Consider the following 22010-nt stretch of genomic DNA (forward strand, 5'->3'; position numbering starts at 1 on the left):
CACCAGACGACGCCAGATACGACTCGAGGGACGCACCCCGGAGGAGTTCCGGGGCATGTCCCTCGCGGTCTAGGGCTGTATCCTAATTAACAGCGTCCAACAATCGGGGCGCAGTTCATGATTACCTATCATGAAACCAACGACCCTCACTCATATCTACGCGTACTATTTCTTTCACGGCGGTGTCCATTCGCACTGGCCGGTCGCTGGCACCGATATGAATAAGCAGGTCGTCACCCATGACCATGAGTGACGACCCGCTTATTCCGTTACGCTGGTTTCCGCTTTTTCGCCTTGGGGAAACTACTTGATGGCGTTCAGCCACTGTTCCTTGGTGGCTTTTTCAGCCTCAAGCTTGGCCTTCTTCTTCGAATCGGACTCGGCGGCGATTTTCGCGTCAAGCTCCTCGAGCTGGGCGTTCAGCTGTTCCTCGAAGGAGTTCTTACGAGCGTCGGCTTCCGGATCGGACTGCTTCCAAGCGGCATCCTCAACGGCCTTGATTTGCTTGTCGACGGCATCAAGACGGCTTTCGATGCGGTGGACCTCGTCTCGCGGAACGTAGCCGATCTGATCCCATTCCTCCTGGATGGCGGCCAACGCCTGACGGGCCTGCTTGGCTTCCTTCTCATCCTTGACCGGCACCAAAGCCTCGGCCTTGGTCAGCAGCTCCTCCTTCTTGGCGAGATTCTCCTTCTCGGAGGAGCTGATCTGCTCGCGATCGGCCTGACGGGCGTTGAAGAAAGTGTCGGCCGCCGCACGGAAACGTGCCCACAGCGCATCATCGTCACGACGGCCCGCACGACCAGCCTTCTTCCAACGATCCATCAGCTCGTTGAACTTGCGGGAGGTTTCGACCCAGGCAGTGGAGTCTTGAATCTGTTCGGCCTCGGCGATGATGGCCTCCTTTGCGGCCTTGGCGGAACTGCGCTCCTCATCGCGGCCCTGGGCCCACTTGCGGCGGGCGCTGTTGAAGGTGGTGCGTGCGGAGGAGAAACGTGCCCACAGCGCGTCCGCATCAGACTTGCTGAGGCGGACACTGTTGCGCTGATGCTCCTGCCACTGCTGGAACAGTGAACGGAACTTGTCGGCGGTGGAACGCCAGTTGGTGTTGTCTCCCAGGGAATTGGCCAAGGCCTCGGCCTTCTCCACAATCGCGGTGCGTTCCGCCAGCGCCTTGGCGACAGCGGCCTTATGCGCTTCGCTGAGCTCGTTCTTCTTGGCCTCTCCGGCCTCCTTCAGCGAGGTGAACTGGGTCTTGAGCGCCTCGAGGTCGCCGACGACGGCCGGCTGCTCGGTTTCGGAGGAGAGGGTCTTGAGGGTCTCATCGATCTCGTGGCTCTTCACGTTGTTGGACCTGAGCCTGTTGGCGAACAGGTCGAGCTTGGCCTTCAAGTCCAGATAACGGCGTGCATACAGTGCCAGAGCCTCTTCCTTGGAGGCATCCGGGAACTGTCCGACCTCGCGTTCCCCTTCTCCATCCTTCACGAACACTGTGCCGTCATCGGCGACACGGCCGAAGGCCTCGGCCGCCTTGACGTCTTCTTCGGAGAATCCGGTGGTCGCCGGCGTGCGCTTCGGCGCCTTCTTGGCGAAGGCGGCAGGACTCGGCGCGTGCGGTTTCATGGCCGCTGGGCTCGGGACGGCCGGTTTGCTGGCCTGGGTCGCGGGCGTCGCTGCCTGCTCGTTGGTTTCGGTGGTGTTTTCGGACGCGGTGACATTCTCGTCGGCCATGGCCAGCTCCTTACGTAAGCTTCATGTAGTGCAGGGGCAACGGTCGATGACGCCGTCTTCCAAACCTTGAAAAACGCGCGGCATTTTCCGTAACCTCATTTATTATAGAGAACCGTGGCTAAAGGTGCATCTATTTCAGGATTTCCAGAGTGGCTCCCCTCTGAACGTGTTGTGGAGCAGCGTGTCATCGACACGCTCCGTAATGTATTCGAGCTGAATGGTTTCATAGGCATTGAAACCCGTGCGGTTGAGCAGGGTTCCAGCCTGCTCAAGAAAGGCGAGACCAGCAAGGAGATTTACCTGCTGAGCCGTCTTCAGGAGGTCGGGCACGAATCCGACACTCCGATTGAGGACCGTCTTGGTCTGCACTTCGATCTGACCGTTCCGCTGAGCCGTTATGTCGTCGAACATTCCGGCGATTTGGCGTTCCCGTTCAAGCGTTGGCAGATTCAGAAGGTCTGGCGTGGCGAGCGTCCGCAGGAAGGTCGTTTCCGTGAGTTCGTGCAGGCCGATATCGATGTGATTGGCAACGGTGATCTGCCCGACCATTATGAGGTCGAGCTTCCGCTGGTCATGGTATCTGCTTTGGAGCGTCTGCGCGAGTTTGGTCTGCCGAAGGCCACCGTGCATGCGAACAACCGCAAACTTTCCGAAGGCTTCTACCGCGGTCTGGGACTTACCGACATCGAAGGCGTGCTGCGCGAGATCGATAAGCTTGACAAGATCGGTGCCGACGAGGTGGCCAAGCTGCTTGTCGAGGGTTGCGGAGCCGATGAGGGGCAGGCCCGTGCATGCCTCGAGCTGGCCGAGCTGACCGCGGCTGACGGCAAGGAACTGTCCGAGAAGTTCGATGCGCTGTGCTCCAAGCACGGCATCGCGTCTGATTCCGATGCTTATGTGTTGGCCCGCCAGGGTCTTGACACGTTGGCGATGATTGTGGACGAGGCGGCGCGCATCCGTCCGGGCTCCGTGATCGCGGACCTGAAGATCGCCCGAGGTCTGGATTATTACACCGGCTCCGTGTATGAGACCTTCCTCGACGGCGCCGCGGCTTTGGGGTCCATTTGCTCCGGAGGCCGTTATGACAATCTCGCCTCGCAGGGCAACAGGAAGTACCCGGGTGTGGGCCTGTCCATCGGTCTGTCCCGTCTGGTCTCCTATATGCTGCACACCGCGGGCGCCCACGCCAACCGCGTATCCCCGGCATCCGTGCTGGTGGCCGTGTGGAACGAGTCCGATCGTTCCGCTTCCAACCTGATTGCCAACCAGCTTCGCGCCCGTGGTATCGCCGCGGATGTGGCCCCGACCGCCGCCAAGCTCGGCAAGCAAATCAAGTACGCCGACAAACTCGGCATACCTTACGTCTGGTTCCCGGCGGATGCTTCCGAGGAAGGCGCCCAGGACGAGGTCAAGAACATCGTTACGGGAGACCAGAAGCCGGCCGATGCACGGTCTTGGGAGCCGGATACTGTGTATGCCCAGCAAACCGTTACCGTTGAAGCCTGACATCGCAGGACTTCGCACATCAAGAGGATTAAGGAATAGGGGAAGCATGAGCCAGACGGCTTACAGAACACATCATGCAACCGAAGTGACCGAAGATCTCGTCGGCCAGAAAGTGACGCTCGCCGGTTGGGTGGATCGTCGTCGTGACCACGGTGGCGTGGCATTCATCGACCTGCGAGACAACACCGGTCTGGTGCAGGTCGTCATCTACGACGAGGAGATGGCCCGTCCGCTGCGTTCCGAGTTTGTGATCCAGGTCGTCGGCGAGGTTCGTCTGCGTCCGGATGGCAACGAGAACGAGCATCTGGCCACCGGCAAGATCGAGGTCGTGGCCGAAACCATCGAGGTGCTGGCCAAGTCCGACGCGTTGCCGTTCCAGGTCTCCACGGCGCTTGAGAACGAATCCGAGAACAAGCTTCCGGGCGAGGACGTCCGTCTGAAGTACCGTTACCTTGATTTACGCCGTCCGTCCATGCAGCGCAATCTGAAGCTGCGTGCGCAGATGTCGAAGGCGGCCCGCCACGCTTTGGAGGAGATGGGCTTCGAGGAGATCGAGACCCCGACCATGATCAAGTCCACGCCGGAAGGCGCCCGCGACTTCGTGGTGCCGGCCCGTCTGGTGCCGGGTTCCTGGTACGCCCTGCCACAGTCCCCGCAGCTGTTGAAGCAGTTGCTCATGGTCTCCGGCGTGGAACGTTACTACCAGCTGGCCCGCTGCTACCGCGATGAGGATTTCCGCGCGGACCGTCAGCCCGAGTTCACCCAGCTCGACATGGAGATGGCATTCGTGGACCAGGAGGACGTGATGGCCATGGCCGAGAAGGTCATCGCGGCCATCTGGAAGTCCGCCGGATATGACATCAAGCTGCCGATTCAGCGCATCACCTGGCAGGACGCCATGGACAAGTACGGTTCCGACAAGCCGGATCTGCGCTTCAGCAACCCGTTGATCGAGCTGACCGATTACTTCAAGAACACTCCGTTCCGCGTGTTCCAGGCTCCGTACGTCGGTGCCGTGCTCTTCAAGGGTGGCGCGGCCACGCCTCGCCGCCAGTTCGACGCATGGCAGGATTGGGCCAAGCAGCGTGGCGCCAAGGGGCTCGCCTATGTGGTCTTCGCCGAGAACGGCGATCTTAAGGGACCTGTCGCCAAGAACCTTTCCGAAGAGGAACGCAATGGCCTGAAGGAAGCCGTCGGCGCCGAAGACGGCGATGCGGTGTTCTTCGCGGCCGGTCGCCGCACCTCCTCCCAGGAGCTGCTGGGAGCGGTGCGTGTCGAGCTCGCCCGTCGCGCCGGTCTGCTCAAGCCGGACGATTTCGCTTTCACCTGGGTCGTGGACTTCCCGCTGTTCAAGCCGACCGACGATCCGGACGACGACGATGTGGCTGTCGGCCACTCCAAGTGGACCTCCATGCACCACCCGTTCACCATGCCGTCCAAGGATTGGATCGACAAGTTCGACAAGGATCCTGAGCATGCTATGTCCGACTCGTACGACATTGTGTGCAACGGCAACGAAATGGGTGGCGGTTCCGTGCGTATCCATCGCGACGACATTCAGGACCGTGTGCTCGACGTGCTCGGCATCACTCCGGAAGAGGCGAAGGACAAATTTGGCTTCCTGCTCGAGGCCTTCAAGTACGGCGCTCCGCCGCACGCGGGCATCGCCCTCGGTTGGGACCGTACCGCAGCCATTCTGGCAGGCGCCGACTCCATCCGCGACGTCATCGCCTTCCCGAAGGCTGGCGGCGGTCGTGACCCGCTGACCGGCGCTCCGGCTCCGATCTCCGCTGAGCAGCGCGCCGAGACCGGTGTCGATTACGATCCGGATGAGGACGAGGACTGATAGTCTTCCTGCCTGAAAACAAATGAAAGCGTCCGTGCGTGATTATCGTACGGACGCTTTTTTTGTTCGTAATCTATCCATAAAACGACAGGCGCCGTCTCACATTCTGGGCAAAGTGAGACGAACAGACGGTTGGGAAACATAAATTTCCCATTTGTTTTCTATACTGCCCGTATGTCTGAAATCAAAGAAACCGAAGCGAAGCGTTCCATCATGCCGGACGCCGGAGCGGACGACAGGCCGCTCGTCGAACTGACCCATGTCGAAAAGCATTATGGCGACCTGCATGTGCTTAAAGACATCAATCTTACCGTAAGAAAAGGCGAGGTGCTCGTCATTGTCGGTCCGTCCGGATCCGGCAAATCCACGATGTGCCGCACCATCAACCGTCTGGAGACCATCGACTCCGGAGATATCCGCATCGACGGCAAGCCGCTGCCGCAGGAAGGCAAGGAACTCGCCAGTCTGCGCGCGGAAGTGGGCATGGTGTTCCAGTCCTTCAACCTTTTCGCCAACAAGACCATTCTGGAGAATGTGACATTGGCGCCGATCAAGGTCCGTCGCATGGACAAGAAGGAGGCCGAGGACCTCGCCATGGATCTGCTGGGACGCGTGGGCGTGGCTTCCCAGGCCAACAAGATGCCGTCGCAGCTTTCCGGCGGCCAGCAGCAGCGCGTCGCCATCGCCCGCGCTCTTGCCATGCAGCCGAAGGTCATGCTATTCGACGAGCCGACCTCCGCCCTTGATCCGGAAATGGTCAATGAGGTGCTTGACGTCATGGTGGAGCTGGCCCATGAGGGCATGACCATGCTGTGCGTGACCCACGAGATGGGCTTTGCGCGCAAGGTGGCCGACAAGATTGTGTTCATGGCCGACGGCCAGATTCTCGAACAGAGCACGCCGGAGGAGTTCTTCGAACATCCGAAGACCGATCGTGCCAAGGACTTCCTGTCGAAGATCCTCACCCACTGACAGTGATGTGAAATACCGGCGGAAGAGGAAATCCCAATGAAGAAACCATTATCTATCGCGGTGAAACGCATGCTCCGCAGGGGCATGGCGGCGCTTTGCGCGTTCGCGTGCGTGTTTGCCGTCTCCGCGTGCGGCGCGGATGATGCGGACGGAAGAATCCGCATCGGCATCAAATTCGATCAGCCGGGCCTGGGCTTCAAGAAGAACGGCACCTACGTCGGTTTCGATGTGGACGTCGCCAAATACATTGCCAGGAAGCTCGGCTATTCCGAGGATCAGATCGTTTGGAAGGAGGCGCCGTCCAAGCAACGTGAGGCCATGTTGCAGAACGGCGATGTCGACTTCATCGTGGCGACCTATTCCATTACCGACGAACGCAAGAAGGTCGTATCCTTCGCAGGACCGTACTTCGTGGCGGGACAGGATTTGCTGGTCCGTAAGGACGAGAAGGGCATCGACGGTCCGGAGGATCTCAACGGCAAGCGTCTGTGCTCGGTGACGGGATCCACATCCGCAGTGACGGTCAAGGAGAAGTTCGCCAACGAGGTGCAGCTCATGGAACAGCCCGGCTACGCCGAATGCGCGACCGCGCTGTTCTCCGGCATCGTCGACGCGGTGACCACGGACGACATCATCCTGGCAGGCCTAGCCTCCGCGTCTCGTGGACGTCTGCGCGTGGTAGGCAAGCCGTTTACCCAGGAATACTATGGCGTCGGCATCAAGAAGGGCGACACGAAACTCGCCAGGAACATCAACAACGCCATTTCCGAGATGATCAAGGACGGTTCCTGGAAGCGCGCCATCGCCGACAACACGAAGGGCGTCGACTACACGCCGAATGCCAAATACAATCCGCCGAAACCGAAGGAAGGGGAGAAGTGATGGAAGCGTTCATCTCGCTGTTCAGCCAATACGATGTGCCGGCCGCCTTCCTGGTGAACATCGAGCTGACCCTGTGGTCGGCCCTGTTCTCCATGATCCTCGGCGTTATCCTCGTGATGATGCGCATTTCGCCGGTCGCCTCGCTCCGCACCGTTTCGTGCGCCTACGTGGAGCTGTTCAAGAACATGCCATTGACCATCATCATGGTGTTCATGGTGCTTGGCGCCTACGCCCAGTTGAAGCTCAGCTTCTCCGACACCTTCGCCACCAACTTCTTCTGGCTGGCGGTGACCGGTCTGAGCCTGTACACCGCGGCGTTCGTGTGCGAATCCCTGCGTTCCGGCATCAACACGGTGCCGATCGGACAGGCGGAGGCCGCCCGTGCGCTGGGACTCAACTTCATGCAGTCCGCCACGCAGATCATCCTGCCGCAGGCCTTCCGTGGATCCGTGGCGCCTCTGGGCAACACCCTGATCGCGTTGCTGAAGAACTCCACCGTCGCGGCGGCGGCTTCCGTGGCCACGGAGACGTCCTCGTTGATGAGCGAAATGATCGAATACCGTTCCGATGTGATCGTCCCGATCTTCCTGATCTTCGCCTTCGGCTACGTGATTCTGATCATTCCGATCGGCATGCTGACCACATATCTGTCCAACAAACTCGCGGTGAGGAGGTGACGCGCCATGGCAAGCAATGAAAGCGCGGTGCTGTTCGATCAGCCGGGGCCGAAGGGCCGCAAGACCATCCGTATCGTCAATTGGATAGCCGGTATCATCTTCGCGGTGGTGCTCGTGCTGATCCTCATGCGTCTGCACAATCCGCCGGACGGCGAGAACCAGCTGAGCTGGGAGCTGTGGAAGCCGGCGCTTGACGCCGAGGCATGGACCGACTTCTATCTTCCGGGCCTGTGGGCGACGATCCGGGCCTCGGTGCTGGCCGTCATCGGAGCCGTGGTGTTCGGCCTGCTCTTCGGCATTGGACGACTGCTGCCGAACGTGATCATACGTGCGGTCTCCGGCGCGATCGTCGAATTCGCGCGTGCGGTCCCGGTGTTGTTGCTGATGATCTTCTTCTGGCGTTGGTTCGCCTTCGCGGGTCTGCCAAGCCCGGCGTATTGGGCCGTGGTGCTCGCCTTGGTGATCTACAACGGTTCCGTGGTGGCCGAACTGGTGCGTTCCGGCGTGGGCAACCTGCCGAATGGCCAGCATGAGGCGTCGCTCGCCTTGGGACTGACCCGTACGCAGTCGTTGCTTCAGATCGAAGTGCCCCAGGCCATCTATGCCATGTTGCCGGCGGCAGTGACCCAGCTGGTCGTGGTGTTGAAGGACACCGCGCTCGGATCGATCATCATGTACACGGATCTGCTGCAGGAATCGCGTCGTCTCGGCTCGATGTACTTCAACATCCTGCAGACCCTGGTGGTGGCCGCGGTCGTGTATTTCATCGTCTGCTGGCTGCTGAGCCGTCTTGCCGAATGGCTTCCGTCGCGCATGCAGCAGCATACGGCCGCACCGGCCGAACCGGAACCGGTCGCGCCGATCGCCATCATGGATCCGTCGAACGTGAACCAGATCGCCGTGGCCAAGGAAGGCGTGCCGCTGGGTGGCGCGCAGCGCCTGTACCATGTGCACCATCGTGGCACGAACGCATCCATCCATCATTGGCGTCAGACCCGTTACGCCCAAGGCTTCGACGAGACCCATCCGGAAAGCCAGATCGAATTCGACAAGAACGGACATCCGATCAAGGTCTCTTCGTCCAAGACGAAGGATGGCAAGAAGAAGCATAAGTCCGAATCCGACGAATAGCCTCGGTGTCTGCTGACACGCGATAGGGGTCGATTCTTCCGTGAAATACGGAAGGTCGGCCCCTTTCGCGTCTACGATGGGGCTTGAGTGGTCCGTACCAAGCAAGGAGGCTTGAAATGGCGGATAAGGGCAAGGAGCCGAAGATGACGCCGATTGCGAAGACGCTGAACAAAGTCGAGAACAGACTGGCGCAGGGAGCGAATTGCGGCTCCGTCGCCGAAGGGCTGGCGAACGTGGCCAAGGCAAGCGAACTGCTGAGTTCGGTATGGACGCTGCCGCCGAGCCAATTGCTGCGATTCCACCATGATGTCGACGTCGCCACTGTGGACGGTGGGGCTACTCCGGGTTTCGACGGCAACAAGGAGGACGCCGAACGGTTCATCGCCATCAGCTCGTCGGAAATCGCCCGTTATCAGCGGTTGATGTACGCCAACGGTGTGAAAGGCTCTCGTCATCGTCTGCTGATCGTGCTGCAGGGCATGGACGCGTCAGGCAAAGGCGGCATCGTGCGCCACGTGTTCAGTCAGGGCGATCCCATGGGTATGCACTACCACGGTTTCGGCGCGCCGAAAGGCGAGGAATTGGATCATGACTACCTGTGGCGCATCAAGCGTGAGCTGCCGGCGAATGGATGGATCTCCATCTTCGATCGGTCGCATTACGAGGACATCGTCATGCCACGCATCTACAAGACCCAGCCGGAGGAGGTATGGCAGGCGCGGTACGACGAGATCAACCGTTTCGAATCGCAGCTGGCGTCCGATGGCTGCGCCATCATCAAGATCTTCCTCGTGGTCAGTAAGGAGGAGCAGAAGCGTCACTTCCTGAGCCGTCTTGAGGATTCGACCAAATATTGGAAGTTCGATCCGAGCGATCTTGAGGCGCGCGCACGCTGGGACGAATACATGGCCGCATGGCAGGACGTGTTCCTGCGCACCAGCACCGATCAGGCGCCGTGGTATCTGGTGCCCGCGGACAACCGCTGGTACTCGAGGGCGGTCGTCTCCGAGCTGCTGCGCAACACGCTCAAGAACATGAACATGATCTGGCCTCCGCTCGAAGTCGACGCCGACGAGATGCGTCGTCAGTTGGAGACCATGTAATCGAAGAAAACGACTTCGCCGCTGGATTGTGTGGCGTCCAGATCGACGGTTCCGGTGATAGCCCAATCGTGGTCGCCGTCGGAATCGTCGATGATCTGCCGCACCTTCCAGGAGTGTTCGCTGTTCTCCTTGCTTTCGTCGAGGATGAACAGCTCGCCGCTGCGTGCCTTGGCGTCGGTGTTGACGTACTCGTGCTCGTCGTAATAGTCGTCGAGCGTGTCCTCCCATTCATGCACGCCGTAGTCCCAGTCCTTGTCGAGCGCGCCCAATTCGTCGGGTCTGTCGAGATCCATGAGCTGCACGCGGCGGAACAAGGCGTTGCGCACCAGCACGGTGAGTCCGCGACGATCCTCCACCACGGATTGCTTGGCGCTGGGCGCGGCCAGAGTGGCGGCCTTTTCGGAGGCGTCGGCATCGGAACCGGCGTTCTCCCATTCGTCGACTAAGGAGGAATCGATGGAACGGACCACCACGCGGAGCCATGAGATGATGTCATCCAATTGCTCGTCGCGCTTTTCCTGGGGCACGGTACGGGCCAACGCGCGGTACGCGTCGGACAGATAGCGCAGCAGCGTGCCTTCGGAGCGTGCGATGTTGTAGCGGGCGATGTAGCCGGTGAAGTCGGAGGCGGTCTCCACCATGTCGCGCACCACCGATTTCGGGCTCAGCCAATAGTCGTTCGCCCACGGCACATCATGCCGGTATTCGTCGAACGCGGCCTGCAGCATGTCCTCCAACGGCTTCGGATAGGTGATCTCCTGCAGCTTGTCCATGCGCTCGTCGTAATCGAGGCCGTCCTCCTTCATCCTGATCATGGCCTCGTCGCGGGCCTGCCGTTCCTGGGCGCGAAGCACCTGCTTCGGATCCTCCAACGTGGCCTCCACCATGGAGATCACGTCCAGCGCATAGGTGTCCGACTCCGGATCGAGCAGCTCCAGCGCGGCCAGCAGGAACGGACTCAACGGCTGGTCGAGGGCGAAATCGTCCGGAACGTCCACGGTCATGAAATAATCCTTGCCGCCATCATCGCGGTCCTCGGTCTCGATGACGTTCGTGTCGAACAGGGTCTGGAAGATCTCATCCGCGCGCGCATGCAGGCGTTCCTTCTGCTCCGGGGTCTGGGACGAATCGTCGATAAGCCGGTCGATGCGGTATCGGGCGTCTCCTCCCTGCTCCACCTCGTTCAGCACCATGGAATGCGTGATCTTCATATGAGGCACCAGCGTTTCGGGAGCCGCGTCGATGAGCTTGTCGAACGTGTTCCCGTTCCACGTGACGAAGCCTTCCGGCGCCTTCTTGCGCTTGATCTTCTTGAGTTTCTTCGGATCGTTCCCCGCCTTGGCCAGGGCCTTGGCGTTCTCGATCTCGAATTCGGGGGCCTCCGCGATGACCAGTCCCTCCGTATCGAAGCCCATGCGTCCGGCGCGTCCGGCGATCTGGTGGAACTCGCGGGCGCGCAGCTTGCGCATCCTCGTGCCATCGAACTTGGTCAGCGCGGTCAGCACCACGGAGTGGATCGGTACGTTGATGCCGACGCCGAGTGTATCGGTGCCGCAGATCACCGGCAGCAGACCCTGCTGGGCGAGCTGCTCCACCAGACGACGATAGCGGGGAAGCATGCCGGCATGGTGGATGCCGATGCCGGTGCGCAGCAGACGCTGCAGGATCTTGCCGAACGCGGTGGTGAACTTCGTTCCTTTGATGGCTTCGGCGATCGCGGCACGCTGCTCCTTGCTGGACACGCCAGTGCTGGCCAGCGCGTTGGCGGTCTCCAATGCGGCGTCCTGGGAGAAATGAACCACGTAGATCGGAGTCTCGCCCTTGCCGAACGCCAGCTCCACCGTCTTCTCCAACGGATCCAACGTGTATTCGTAGGTCAGTGGCACAGGGCGTGGCGCATCGGCGATGATGTCCACGTCGGTGCCCGTCATGTCCTCGAGCTTGTCTGCGATCGCATCGACGTTGCCAAGAGTCGCGCTCATCAGCAGGAACTGCGTATGCGGCAGCGTGAGCAGCGGCACCTGCCACGCCCAGCCGCGTTCGGGATCGCCATAGTAATGGAATTCGTCCATCGCCACGCAACCTACATCGGCATGCCGGCCTTCGCGCAACGCCTGGTTGGCGAGGATCTCCGCGGTGCAGCAGATGATCGGCGCGTCCGCGTTGATATGCGTGTCGCCGGTGATCATGCCGACGTTCTCACGGCCGAAGACCTCGACCAGATCGAAGAACTTCTCCGACACGAGCGCCTTGATCGGCGCCGTGTAATAGGAGCGTCGTCCCGTGCACAGCGCCGCGAAATGCATGCCGAGCGCAACCAAGGACTTGCCCGAGCCGGTGGGGGTGTTCAGGATGACATGGTCGCCCGCGAGCAGGTCCATGATGGCCTCCTCCTGATGGGGCCACGGTTCGACGCCCTTGACGTCCGACACCCAAGTGAAGAAACGTTCGTATATCTCGTCCGTGTCGATGTTGCGCTCGCCCTCGTCCCAGTTCGGTGCCAAAGCGCCCAGCGAGCCATAATTCGTATCGTCTGCCATGCTTGCCAGTCTACCGGTTGGGGCGAATCCGCACGTCGAACGTGTGTTCGAATCATATGTCTTTTTGCGGTACAGTGGGAACCATGACTGATGATTTGTTTGCCGCGATGGATGTGCCGGACGATGTGACGCGCCCGCTGGCCGTGCGGATGCGTCCGTCGAGCATCGACGAAGTGCTGGGGCAGTCCCGCGTGCTGGGGGAGGGGTCTCCGCTGCGCAGGCTCGCCAACCCCGCATCGAAGGGCTCGCTCACCGCGCCGAGCTCCGTCATCCTGTTCGGACCTCCGGGGGTGGGCAAGACCACGCTTGCCTACATCGTCGCCAAACAGTCCGGCCGCGTGTTCGAGGAACTGTCCGCGGTCACCTCCGGCGTCAAGGACGTGCGCGACGTGCTGAAACGCGCGCATGAGCGTCTCGTCTCGGAAGGCAGGGAGACGGTGCTGTTCATCGATGAGGTGCATCGCTTCTCCAAATCCCAGCAGGACGCCCTGCTGCCAAGCGTGGAGAACCGTGACGTCACCTTCATCGCCGCCACTACGGAGAATCCGAGCTTCTCCGTCATCAAACCACTGCTGAGCCGATCCGTGGTCGTCAAACTCGAATCGCTGGAACCGGACGATCTGAAAACCCTGATCGGGCGTGCCGTCGTCGGCGAGCAAGGCCTTGATGGCGAGGTCGAAATCACTGATGAGGCCACTGACGAGATCGTTCGTATGGCGGGGGGAGACGCACGTAAGACGCTGACGATTCTCGAAGCGGCGGCCGGTGCGCTCACTGGAGACAAAAAACGGAGAAAAGGGTCGAAACGACCCGTCATCACGCCGGACGTCGTGTCGAAGGTCATGGACGTGGCCACCGTGCGTTACGACAAGGACGGCGACGACCACTACGACGTCATCTCCGCGTTCATCAAATCCATGCGCGGCTCCGATCCGGATGCCACCATGCATTACTTGGCCCGCATGCTGCGCGCGGGAGAGGACCCGCGTTTCATCGCACGACGCATCATGATCGCCGCATCCGAGGAGGTCGGCATGGCCGCCCCGCAGGTCCTGCAGGTCACCGTCGCGGCCGCGCAGGCCGTGGCCATGATCGGCATGCCGGAAGCGCGCATCATCCTCGCCGAAGCGGCGCTCGCCGTGGCCACCGCGCCGAAATCGAACGCCAGCTACAAAGCCATCAACGACGCGCTCGCCGATGTGGATGCGGGTCTCATCGGCCAAGTGCCGCTGCATCTGCGCAACGCGCCGACCGCGTTGATGAAAAGCTGGGGGAACCATGAGGGCTATCGGTACGCGCACGACTGGCCCGGGGCGGTCGCGCCGCAGCAATACATGCCCGACGAGCTGCAGGGGCGTGAGTATTACCATCCGAACGACCGCGGCTACGAGCATGAGATCAAGCCAAGATTGGAGAAGATCCGGCATATCCTGCACGAGGACGACCAAGGGAATGGAGCCCCGGAACAAGGCCGTATGGGTGGCGTGGCGGACAGCTGAACCGGGCCAATGGCGGATTCGGAGGTCATGGTTCCAGCTAGACTGCACTGTGGATTGACGCGCCATGCAACGTCATGCGTCGATCGCGGCATCGCACATGGCCGCAGGAAAAAGTGCGCGGAAAGAACATATGCAAGAACGCAACACAACGCTTGAAGAAACCAGATCCGGCGATCATGCCGGTGAGGGTGCCGCCGTCCCGATGGACGAGCGCATCACCGGCAAACTCATCGGCGCCATCGTGGCGGTCGGTTCGCTCGCTTTCATAGGCATCCTGACCGAAACCGTGATGACGGTGCTGTTCCCGCAGCTGATGCGCGAATTCGGCGTGGACACCGCCACGGTGCAGTGGATTACCACGATTTATCTGCTGACGGTGGCCGCCACCATGCCGCTGTCGTCATATCTCAACCGCCGATTCAAGCATCGGACCCTGTTCCTTGCGGCCGTCGTCCTTGCGGTGCTGGGATCGCTGACCATGATTTTCGGCCATGCGTTCCCCGTGATCCTGATCGCCCGTATCATTCAGGGCATCGGTTCCGGCGTGGCCACTCCGCTGATGATGAACATCATCCTCGAGCAGTCGCCGCGAAGCAAAGTCGGACGATTGATGGGCGTCGGCTCGCTGGTCATCACCGTGGCCCCGGCGATCGGCCCGACCGTGGGTGGCGCGGTGTCGAGCATTCTTCCGTGGCGTGCGATCTTCATCATCGTCATTCCCGTGATTTTGTTGATTTCACTGCCTGTTGGATTGAAATGCATCGAGCAGCACCGTCCGACGGAGGAGGCGCGTCTGAATCCGTTGCAGTTCGCGTCGATCGTGCTTGCATTGTGTGGGCTGGTGATGTTCCTGAACCAGGCCGGTGTGGCCGTGGCCGCCGCCGTGGCGGGCGGTACTGCCGTGGTTCCGGGCGTTTTCGCGGCGGTCAGCCTGGTTGTCGGATTGGGGTCGCTGTTCTTCTTCGGATGGTCTTCCCGCCGTTCCTTCTCGCCGTTGATTCGTTTGGGCTGGTTACGTGATCCGATGGTTCTGCTGCATTTGATCGCCTACATGCTGCTGCCGATCGTCGGCATCGGCTTCGGCTATGTGATTACCAACCTTGCGCAGCTTTCCTTGGGTACGAACGCGTTCCTCGCGGGTGCTTTGGTATTGCCCGGCGCGTTGGTCGGAGCCTTCTTCGCCCCGATAGGCGGCACGTTGTACGACCGTTTCGGACCGGTCCGTCCGATTCTGGGCGCGTTCCTTCTGGCGATCTGCGGTCCGATTCTGCTGCTGGTCTTCTCCATGCGACTGACTCCCGTCACGCTTGCGGGCTTCTATTTCATTTTCGGACTTGGCTATTCGCTTGGCTTCTCCAACATCATGACCAACGCGTTGCGCAATATCGCGCCGCAGTTCATGCCTGACGGCAACGCGGTGTTCAACACCTGCCTGCAATTCGGCGGCGCCGCCGGAACCGCGCTGTTCTCCACCGTGCTGTCTGTGGCCCAGGCTGGGGCCGGCAAGGAGGGGAGCACGGCGTTCAGACACGCCACGGCCGTCGGCGGCAGTTGGACGTTCGCCGTCATGATTGTGCTGGTGGCCATCGCGATCTGCTGCCTGGTCGTCGCCTTCCGCATGGGCGCGAAGCGCAGGTAAGCCGCCTTTCGCTGCCGGCTTCTCCACTGTAAGCGCAATCGCGTTACCCGTCGCTTCGAAGCGGTAGGCTGTGAAACTATAGAGAACACTGGAAAAGGAGACAAGGTGAGCAATCTGAGTGCACCCCTTCCCGTCATGGCTGGAGAAGACATGCCTGCGGGACCCGCCGATCCGATTTTCAACCGCCTGCTGAAGGACCGCATCATCTGGATGGGCGAGGAGGTCAAGGACGAGATGGCCAACCGCATCTGCGCGCAGATGCTGATGCTGGCTGCTGAGGATCCGAAGAAGGACATCTGGCTGTACATCAATTCCCCGGGTGGATCCATCACTGCGGGCATGGCCATCTACGACACCATGCAGCTCATCGAGCCTGACGTGGCCACCGTGGGCTTGGGCATGTGCGCTTCCATGGGCCAGTTCCTGCTGAGCTCCGGAACCAAGGGCAAGCGTTTCCTGACTTCGCATGCCCGAGTGCTGATGCACCAGCCGTCCGGCGGCATCGGTGGCACCGCCACCGACGTGCGCATCAACGCCGAGCTCATCATGGATATGAAGAAGACCATGAGCGAGCTGACCGCCGAGCAGACCGGTCATACCGTCGAGGAAATCTACCGCGACAACGAGTACGACCATTGGTTCACCGCGCAGGAAGCGTTGGAGTATGGTTTCGTGGACAAGCTCGTATCCACCCACGACACGATGAGCGCCAGCAAGGGAGAGTGACCATGGCAAGCGAAGAAGCACAGTTTGTAGCCCGCGCCGAGCGTCTGGCCGGACCGGCCGGCGTCGTCGGCTTCCAGGGCGCGGCGGCCCGCGAGGCGGCGTTCGCGCCGCAGAACCGCTATGTTCTGCCTCAGTTCGAGGAGAAGACCCCATACGGGTACAAGAGGCAGGATCCGTACACCCGGCTGTTCGAAGACCGCATCATCTTTATGGGCGTGCAGGTGGATGACACCTCCGCCGATGACATCATGGCCCAGCTGCTGGTGTTGGAAAGCCAGGATCCGAACCGTGACGTGATGATGTACATCAATTCCCCGGGTGGTTCCATGACGGCCATGACCGCCATCTATGACACCATGCAGTACATCAAGCCGGACGTGCAGACCGTATGCCTGGGGCAGGCGGCCTCCGCCGCGGCCATCCTGCTGGCCGCCGGAGCCAAAGGCAAGCGTCTGATGCTGCCGAACGCCCGCGTGCTCATCCATCAGCCAGCCATCGACCAAGGTTTCGGCAAGGCCACGGAAATCGAAATCCAGGCCAAGGAGATGCTGCGCATGCGCGAATGGCTGGAAAACACGCTGGCCAAGCATACCGGCCGTGACATTGAGAAGATTCGCAAGGACATCGAGGTGGACACCTTCCTGACGGCTCAGGAGGCCAAGGAATACGGCATCGTCGACGAGGTGCTGGAACACCGCGGCTGACGGTGCGGATGTCGAAGTCGCGTCTTGACGCACAATACCCCTGCTGGGTTCCGGCAGGGGTATTGTGTTTCTTGGATGACGGTCTGATGAAACGAAGGGGTATGGAATGGGACGTGTGGTCAGCTACAACGACGCGGTGCCAAGATGCACGTTCTGCGGCAAATCCGAGAACCAGGTACGTAAGTTGGTCACCGGGTCGGGTGCGGCCATCTGCGACGAATGCATCGGACTTTGTGTGGACATCATTTCCGAAGAACGGGTCAAGGACGCCCGGGCCGGTGTCCTGCAGCTGCCCAAACCGGCGCAGATCAGCGCCTATCTCGACGATTACGTCGTCGGCCAGGAATCAGCCAAAAGAACGCTTTCCGTGGCCGTGTACAACCATTACAAGCGTGTCAACATGGAGATGGGCGAATCCGCCCGTCTCGGTGTGAAGTCGTCGCATGCGCACGACGATCCGCTTGCGGGAGTGCAGGTGGCCAAATCGAATATTCTGCTGCTTGGACCGACGGGAGTGGGCAAAACGTATCTGGCGCAGACGCTTGCCAAAGTCATGAACGTGCCGTTCGTCATAGCCGACGCCACCACGCTGACGGAGGCCGGCTACGTCGGGGACGACGTCGAAACCGTGCTGCAGCGCCTCATCCAAGCCGCCGACGGCGATGTGGCCCGTGCCCAGCAGGGCATCGTGTATATAGACGAGATCGACAAAATCGCCCGTAAAAGCGGCGAGAACACGTCTATCACGCGCGATGTATCCGGTGAGGGTGTGCAGCAGGCGTTGCTCAAGATCCTGGAAGGCACCGTCGCCACCGTGCCGGTGGAGGGATCCCGCAAGCATCGCGAGATGGAGACTGTGCGGATCGACACCCGAGACATCCTGTTCATCTGCGGCGGCGCGTTCGTGGGGCTCGACGATATCGTGGCGCAGCGTCTGGGCGCCCGGGAAAGCGGTTTCGGCGCATCCTGGCATGATCATGAGGTGCCGAAGCGGGAATTGCTCGCGCAGGTGTCCGCCGACGACCTGGCCGATTTCGGTCTGCTTCCGGAATTCATTGGAAGGTTGCCGGTGGTCAGCGTGCTGGAGGAGCTTACCGAGGATGATTTGGCACGTATTCTCGTCGAACCGGAGAACGCGTTGGTCAAGCAGTATCAGAAGCTGTTCGCGGTCGATGGCGTGAAACTGACTTTTACCGATGGCGCGGTACGGCAGATCGCTGCCACGTCGATTCGACGCGGAACGGGCGCACGTGGATTGCGTTCGATCATCGAGAAGGCATTGGAGGACACCATGTTCCAACTTCCCAGCATGGAAGGCGTCGCTGAAGTGGTCGTCGACGAGGCTGCCGTCAACGGCGCAGGCACACCAAAACTGCTCAAGGTGCCGACGCAGGAGATTCCTCGTCTGAGAGAGGCGTGAATCCATTGGAATCCGTCGCGACACGCCGGGATTTTGTTCTAAAGCATGTTTGGGTGTATCTTATTCGAGTTGCCGGAAACAAGGCAACGTTGCGCGAGTAGCCCAGCGGATTAGAGCAGCTGACTACGGATCAGCAGGTCGCAGGTTCGAATCCTGTCTCGCGCACCAGCCACCAGTCATCAGGTGGCTTTAGAAAATGAGATGACGTTGCGCGAGTAGCCCAGCGGATTAGAGCAGCTGACTACGGATCAGCAGGTCGCAGGTTCGAATCCTGTCTCGCGCACAAGAACCTCCTTCGCGAATGCGTGGGAGGCTTTCTTTTTCTCTGATGGGTTTTCTGCTTGTATCAGCCTGAAGCTACTCCAGGATCGTTTCGGACCGCGGAACGTCTTTCAAGCGAGGGGCATATGACGCAGCGATTGCGCGCACAGATGAGCGTGGATGAGTATCAGGGATCAAACACCAGACCCTCCGATACACTGGATAATGCGATTTTTCCACGGGCATCGCGGTCGGACGGGCCGCAAGACAAGGAGTATGATGGCCACATCGAAGAGGGGAATCTGGACAACCATCCGACGTATAGCCGCGTCCGACCGCATATCCGGTCTGATCATGCTCGGTTTCGCTCTTGCCGGTCTTCTACTGGCCAATCTTCCTTTCACGGCACATGCGTTCGAACAGCTCGAGAACTTCCGCATAGCCATTCCCCACACCAATATCGACATGGGATTGGGACACTGGGTGCAGGACGGTTTGCTGACGGTGTTCTTCCTGACCGTGGGGCTGGAATTGAAGCAGGAACTCACTACGGGATCACTGTCCAATCCCAAGGCCGCCGCGGTGCCGATGCTGTGCGCCGTAGGAGGCATGCTGGTGCCGCCGGCGTTGTTCATCGGCGTGATCTCGCTGTTCTCCGCCGCGGGAGCAGGCCGTCTGACGATAGCGTCGGGCGAGGTGTTCTCCTTCGCACAGATGTCCCATGGATGGGCGGTTCCCACAGCCACGGACATCGCGTTCTCGCTGGCTGTACTGGCCTTGTTCGCCAAAGCGCTGCCAGGCTCCATCCGTGCGTTTCTGATGACGTTGGCTACAGTGGATGACCTGCTGGCCATCATCCTGATCGCGGTGTTCTTCTCGTCGGTGAACGCGTGGTATTGGTTCCTCGGCATCGCCGTATGCGCGGCAGCCTGGTATTTCCTGGTGCGTATGCGTAGGGTGCCATGGCTCGCGGTGGCTATCGTCGGCGTACTGGCATGGGTCATGATGTTCGAAGCCGGTGTACACCCCACCTTGGCAGGCGTACTGGTCGGCCTGCTCACTCCCGCGCATGAGCGTTTTGGTGAGAAGACCCCACGCGCGGAACGATATGCGGACAAGCTGCAGCCGTTCTCCGCATTGCTCGCGCTGCCAATCTTCGCGTTGTTCGCCACTGGTGTGCATTTTGAGTCGTTGACATTCGCATTGTTCGTCTCGCCTGTGGTCGTCGCCGTGATGGTGGCGTTGGTTGTCGGCAAGCCCTTGGGCATCATGGCCACGGCATGGCTGTCCACACATGTAGGAGGTCTCAAAATGGCCAAGGGACTGCGCGTACGCGACATGTTTCCCGCAGCCTGTGCATGCGGCATCGGCTTCACGGTGTCGTTCCTCATCGCTTCTCTTGCGTATCAGGACGCCGAATTATCCGCTGAGGCCAGATTCGGCGTGTTGGTTGGATCCATGATCGCGGCAGTGATTTCCGGCATACTGCTGAGCCGCCAGTCCAAGCGGTTCGAATCGTCGGCGGTGCAGGAACACAAGCACCATACCGGCGACGAGGATGCCGCCAATGAGGTCGAAACGGTGCTGGAAGATGGCACGGTCGTGGTCAGCCAGACAATCGGTGCCAAGACGAAACGGCAGTAGACAAAGATGGGTCCCTGCGCATACCAACGCATGTGCAGGGACCCATTCATATCTAGGGAATCAGGGAAAAGGATTCGACGACGTCAATTCTTGACCGCGATCAGCAGACCTGTGCCGGTCGGTGTCAATGCGGTGGTGAACCTCTCATCGGATTCCACGGTTTCCAGCAGTTCCCGCATCGCGATGGACTTGGTGTCACGGTTGGCGGGATTCAGTACGCCGCCGGCGGAGGTAGCCGCATCGAAAGCGAGCACATCGGTGAACACGATTGCGGCATGCGGTTTCAGCAGACGTGGCGCCTGCGCGAAAGCGGCTGCGTAATTCTCGGGATCGCCGGCGACGACAATCAGATCGTAATTTTCGGCATTGAGACGGGGAAGGAACACGCCTGCGGACGCATTGACGGCGCGTAGCGTGGTTTCGGTCTCGTCGGATAGCCGATTGAACAGCTTTCGAATCAGGGAGATGCCCTGCGCGGAGGAATCGACGGCGGTGAGTTGCCCTGTGCCGTCAAGGCCGTTGATCAATTGCATCGTCTCCACCACGGAACCGGTGCCGATGGCGATCACCGAGGAGGCGTTCAGCATCCGCACCAGCATGCGCAGGAGCTCGGCTTGTGCGGCCGATCCCTGGGGAATGCCGTTCTCCTCGGCTGCGGTCCTGATGGCGTTCAATTCGGCTGACTGGCGTGAGAACGCATGATCCTCGACATACTCCCACGATTTCGCGAGATTGGTGTATGACGTTCTGTCCATGTTCAGCGCTCCTTGATTTGGGCGATCAGCTGCCAGATCTCCTCGCCGACGTCGATGCCGCGCGGGCATTCACGCGAGCAGGCGCGTACCGACTGGCATGCCGCGATGCCATCGGCCGAATCGATGGCATCCATGCGAGCGGCCGTCTGCGTGTCACGTGAGTCGTTGATGAAACGGGACGCCGCGATAAGCGCCGCGGGGCCGATGAACGCCTCGCCGCCCGCGTATACGGGGCAGCTGCCTTCGCAGGTTCCGCAGGCGATGCAGTTGCTCAGCAACTCGTATTTGGCCAGTTGCTGAGGATTCTGCAGATATTCGAACGCGTTGATCTTGCCGTCCTCGGTGGTGGCGAGCTCGCCATTGGCCTGCAGATATGGCTTGAGCTTTCTGATCTGATCGAGCATCTGGTCGATGTCGGCGACCAGATCGCGCTGCACGGGGAACCCGGGCAGCGCGGCGAGCTCGATGACACCCAAATCGTCGCCGTCCTGTGCGGAAGCGGGCTGTGAGCCATCGCCGGTATGGCGGAATCCCTCATCATCCACCTGTGTGCCGGTCGGTTTGGCCCAATCCCTCACCATGGCCGTGCAGAGCAACGTCGGTGTGCCGTTGATGGCCACCGCGTCGGATCCGCACATGCCATGTCCGCACGAATAACGGAAGGCGAGCGTCGGATCGATGGTGCGTTTGATCGTCAACAGGCAATCGAGCACGGTGTCCTCCGGACGAACGGACAACGTGTACTCCTGCACCCATTGCTTTCCACGGGGACGTCTACGCGCGGATGCGCCGGAATCGCCAAACGGAGAGCTCTTTCTGGCGAAAGGCGAGCCTCCTCGCTCACGGCCTCGTTCGGGACGTGGCGCGAACCTGTTCACCCGCAACGTCACCGTGTTCATGCCGTTCTCCTTGCCGTTCATGTACCTGCCTTTCGTTGAAAAACCGTCAACCAGTCTGCCATACGCCGTGCCCAG

Annotated in this window: 17 protein-coding genes and 2 tRNA genes; 15 read left to right on the top strand and 4 right to left on the bottom strand. The window is 60.6% G+C overall.

What is annotated here, in order from left to right; translation table 11 throughout:
* Positions 1-303 precede the first annotated feature (303 nt).
* On the bottom strand, positions 304-1731 hold the full coding sequence (locus tag ACR0P8_RS03360) for a DUF349 domain-containing protein (protein ID WP_432623671.1): 1428 nt from the start codon (positions 1729-1731) through the stop codon (positions 304-306).
* Positions 1732-1845: 114 nt separating this feature from the next.
* On the opposite strand from ACR0P8_RS03360, the gene hisS reads away from it, so the two are divergent.
* From hisS to ACR0P8_RS03395, 7 genes are all read left to right on the top strand, one after another.
* Entirely contained in the window at positions 1846-3237 is a 1392-nt protein-coding gene (hisS, locus tag ACR0P8_RS03365; protein WP_432623673.1) for a histidine--tRNA ligase, read from the top strand.
* Positions 3238-3283: 46 nt separating this feature from the next.
* Positions 3284-5083 (top strand): aspartate--tRNA ligase, encoded by a 1800-nt coding sequence (gene aspS, locus ACR0P8_RS03370; RefSeq protein WP_432623675.1) that lies wholly within the window; start codon positions 3284-3286, stop codon positions 5081-5083.
* Positions 5084-5296: 213 nt separating this feature from the next.
* Complete coding sequence (locus tag ACR0P8_RS03375; protein WP_432623710.1) at positions 5297-6055, top strand: amino acid ABC transporter ATP-binding protein; 759 nt, start codon at positions 5297-5299, stop codon at positions 6053-6055.
* 69 nt (positions 6056-6124) lie between these two features.
* Positions 6125-6937 (top strand): glutamate ABC transporter substrate-binding protein, encoded by an 813-nt coding sequence (locus tag ACR0P8_RS03380; RefSeq protein WP_432623712.1) that lies wholly within the window; start codon positions 6125-6127, stop codon positions 6935-6937.
* Positions 6937-7614, top strand: coding sequence for an amino acid ABC transporter permease (locus tag ACR0P8_RS03385; RefSeq protein ID WP_026646422.1), 678 nt, complete (start codon positions 6937-6939; stop codon positions 7612-7614). Before ACR0P8_RS03380 ends, ACR0P8_RS03385 begins: the two co-directional genes overlap by 1 nt.
* Before the next feature lie 6 nt (positions 7615-7620).
* The gene (locus tag ACR0P8_RS03390) at positions 7621-8745 is read left to right on the top strand and encodes an amino acid ABC transporter permease (protein ID WP_432623678.1); all 1125 of its coding nucleotides are present in this window, start codon (positions 7621-7623) and stop codon (positions 8743-8745) included.
* Between the two features lie 116 nt (positions 8746-8861).
* Entirely contained in the window at positions 8862-9848 is a 987-nt protein-coding gene (locus tag ACR0P8_RS03395) for a PPK2 family polyphosphate kinase (RefSeq protein WP_432623680.1), read from the top strand.
* Here ACR0P8_RS03395 and ACR0P8_RS03400 read toward each other — a convergent pair.
* Complete coding sequence (locus tag ACR0P8_RS03400) at positions 9830-12388, bottom strand: DEAD/DEAH box helicase (protein ID WP_432623682.1); 2559 nt, start codon at positions 12386-12388, stop codon at positions 9830-9832. The genes ACR0P8_RS03395 and ACR0P8_RS03400 overlap by 19 nt on opposite strands.
* Positions 12389-12471: 83 nt before the next feature.
* Between ACR0P8_RS03400 and ACR0P8_RS03405 the strand changes: the two genes are divergently transcribed.
* The 8 genes from ACR0P8_RS03405 to nhaA all read left to right on the top strand — a co-directional run bounded on the left by ACR0P8_RS03405 (position 12472) and on the right by nhaA (position 20281).
* On the top strand, positions 12472-13887 hold the full coding sequence (locus tag ACR0P8_RS03405) for a replication-associated recombination protein A (protein WP_432623684.1): 1416 nt from the start codon (positions 12472-12474) through the stop codon (positions 13885-13887).
* 202 nt (positions 13888-14089) lie between these two features.
* Complete coding sequence (locus ACR0P8_RS03410; protein ID WP_432623714.1) at positions 14090-15526, top strand: MFS transporter; 1437 nt, start codon at positions 14090-14092, stop codon at positions 15524-15526.
* Between the two features lie 105 nt (positions 15527-15631).
* Entirely contained in the window at positions 15632-16252 is a 621-nt protein-coding gene (locus ACR0P8_RS03415) for an ATP-dependent Clp protease proteolytic subunit (protein ID WP_026646427.1), read from the top strand.
* A 2-nt stretch (positions 16253-16254) separates the two neighbouring features.
* Complete coding sequence (locus ACR0P8_RS03420) at positions 16255-16956, top strand: ATP-dependent Clp protease proteolytic subunit (RefSeq protein WP_026646428.1); 702 nt, start codon at positions 16255-16257, stop codon at positions 16954-16956.
* Between the two features lie 106 nt (positions 16957-17062).
* Positions 17063-18376, top strand: coding sequence for an ATP-dependent Clp protease ATP-binding subunit ClpX (gene clpX / locus ACR0P8_RS03425; protein ID WP_432623687.1), 1314 nt, complete (start codon positions 17063-17065; stop codon positions 18374-18376).
* 91 nt (positions 18377-18467) lie between these two features.
* Positions 18468-18544, top strand: a tRNA-Arg gene (locus ACR0P8_RS03430).
* A gap of 41 nt (positions 18545-18585) precedes the next feature.
* Positions 18586-18659: transfer RNA gene (locus ACR0P8_RS03435), tRNA-Arg, on the top strand.
* 254 nt (positions 18660-18913) lie between these two features.
* Positions 18914-20281, top strand: coding sequence for a Na+/H+ antiporter NhaA (gene nhaA / locus ACR0P8_RS03440; protein WP_432623688.1), 1368 nt, complete (start codon positions 18914-18916; stop codon positions 20279-20281).
* Positions 20282-20364: 83 nt separating this feature from the next.
* Here nhaA and ACR0P8_RS03445 read toward each other — a convergent pair whose 3' ends face one another.
* Together ACR0P8_RS03445 and ACR0P8_RS03450 are read right to left on the bottom strand one after the other, a co-directional pair.
* Positions 20365-21036, bottom strand: a complete 672-nt coding sequence (locus tag ACR0P8_RS03445; protein ID WP_432623690.1) for an O-methyltransferase — start codon at positions 21034-21036, stop codon at positions 20365-20367.
* A gap of 2 nt (positions 21037-21038) precedes the next feature.
* Positions 21039-21956, bottom strand: coding sequence for a succinate dehydrogenase/fumarate reductase iron-sulfur subunit (locus tag ACR0P8_RS03450; protein ID WP_432623692.1), 918 nt, complete (start codon positions 21954-21956; stop codon positions 21039-21041).
* Between the last annotated feature and the right edge of the window lie 54 nt (positions 21957-22010).

Origin of the sequence: Bifidobacterium sp. (genome assembly GCF_050874245.1) — a bacterium.
Lineage (GTDB): Bacteria > Actinomycetota > Actinomycetes > Actinomycetales > Bifidobacteriaceae > Bifidobacterium.

What these genes read in the sequence shown, in the direction of transcription:
- ACR0P8_RS03360 (WP_432623671.1), bottom strand. Translation starts at nt 1,731, where the DNA reads ATGGCCGACGAGAATGTCACCGCGTCCGAAAACACCACCGAAACCAAC.
- aspS (WP_432623675.1), top strand. Translation starts at nt 3,284, where the DNA reads ATGAGCCAGACGGCTTACAGAACACATCATGCAACCGAAGTGACCGAA.
- ACR0P8_RS03375 (WP_432623710.1), top strand. Translation starts at nt 5,297, where the DNA reads ATGCCGGACGCCGGAGCGGACGACAGGCCGCTCGTCGAACTGACCCAT.
- ACR0P8_RS03380 (WP_432623712.1), top strand. Translation starts at nt 6,125, where the DNA reads ATGCTCCGCAGGGGCATGGCGGCGCTTTGCGCGTTCGCGTGCGTGTTT.
- ACR0P8_RS03385 (WP_026646422.1), top strand. Translation starts at nt 6,937, where the DNA reads ATGGAAGCGTTCATCTCGCTGTTCAGCCAATACGATGTGCCGGCCGCC.
- ACR0P8_RS03390 (WP_432623678.1), top strand. Translation starts at nt 7,621, where the DNA reads ATGGCAAGCAATGAAAGCGCGGTGCTGTTCGATCAGCCGGGGCCGAAG.
- ACR0P8_RS03395 (WP_432623680.1), top strand. Translation starts at nt 8,862, where the DNA reads ATGGCGGATAAGGGCAAGGAGCCGAAGATGACGCCGATTGCGAAGACG.
- ACR0P8_RS03400 (WP_432623682.1), bottom strand. Translation starts at nt 12,388, where the DNA reads ATGGCAGACGATACGAATTATGGCTCGCTGGGCGCTTTGGCACCGAAC.
- ACR0P8_RS03405 (WP_432623684.1), top strand. Translation starts at nt 12,472, where the DNA reads ATGACTGATGATTTGTTTGCCGCGATGGATGTGCCGGACGATGTGACG.
- ACR0P8_RS03410 (WP_432623714.1), top strand. Translation starts at nt 14,090, where the DNA reads ATGGACGAGCGCATCACCGGCAAACTCATCGGCGCCATCGTGGCGGTC.
- ACR0P8_RS03420 (WP_026646428.1), top strand. Translation starts at nt 16,255, where the DNA reads ATGGCAAGCGAAGAAGCACAGTTTGTAGCCCGCGCCGAGCGTCTGGCC.
- clpX (WP_432623687.1), top strand. Translation starts at nt 17,063, where the DNA reads ATGGGACGTGTGGTCAGCTACAACGACGCGGTGCCAAGATGCACGTTC.
- nhaA (WP_432623688.1), top strand. Translation starts at nt 18,914, where the DNA reads ATGATGGCCACATCGAAGAGGGGAATCTGGACAACCATCCGACGTATA.
- ACR0P8_RS03445 (WP_432623690.1), bottom strand. Translation starts at nt 21,036, where the DNA reads ATGGACAGAACGTCATACACCAATCTCGCGAAATCGTGGGAGTATGTC.
- ACR0P8_RS03450 (WP_432623692.1), bottom strand. Translation starts at nt 21,956, where the DNA reads ATGAACGGCAAGGAGAACGGCATGAACACGGTGACGTTGCGGGTGAAC.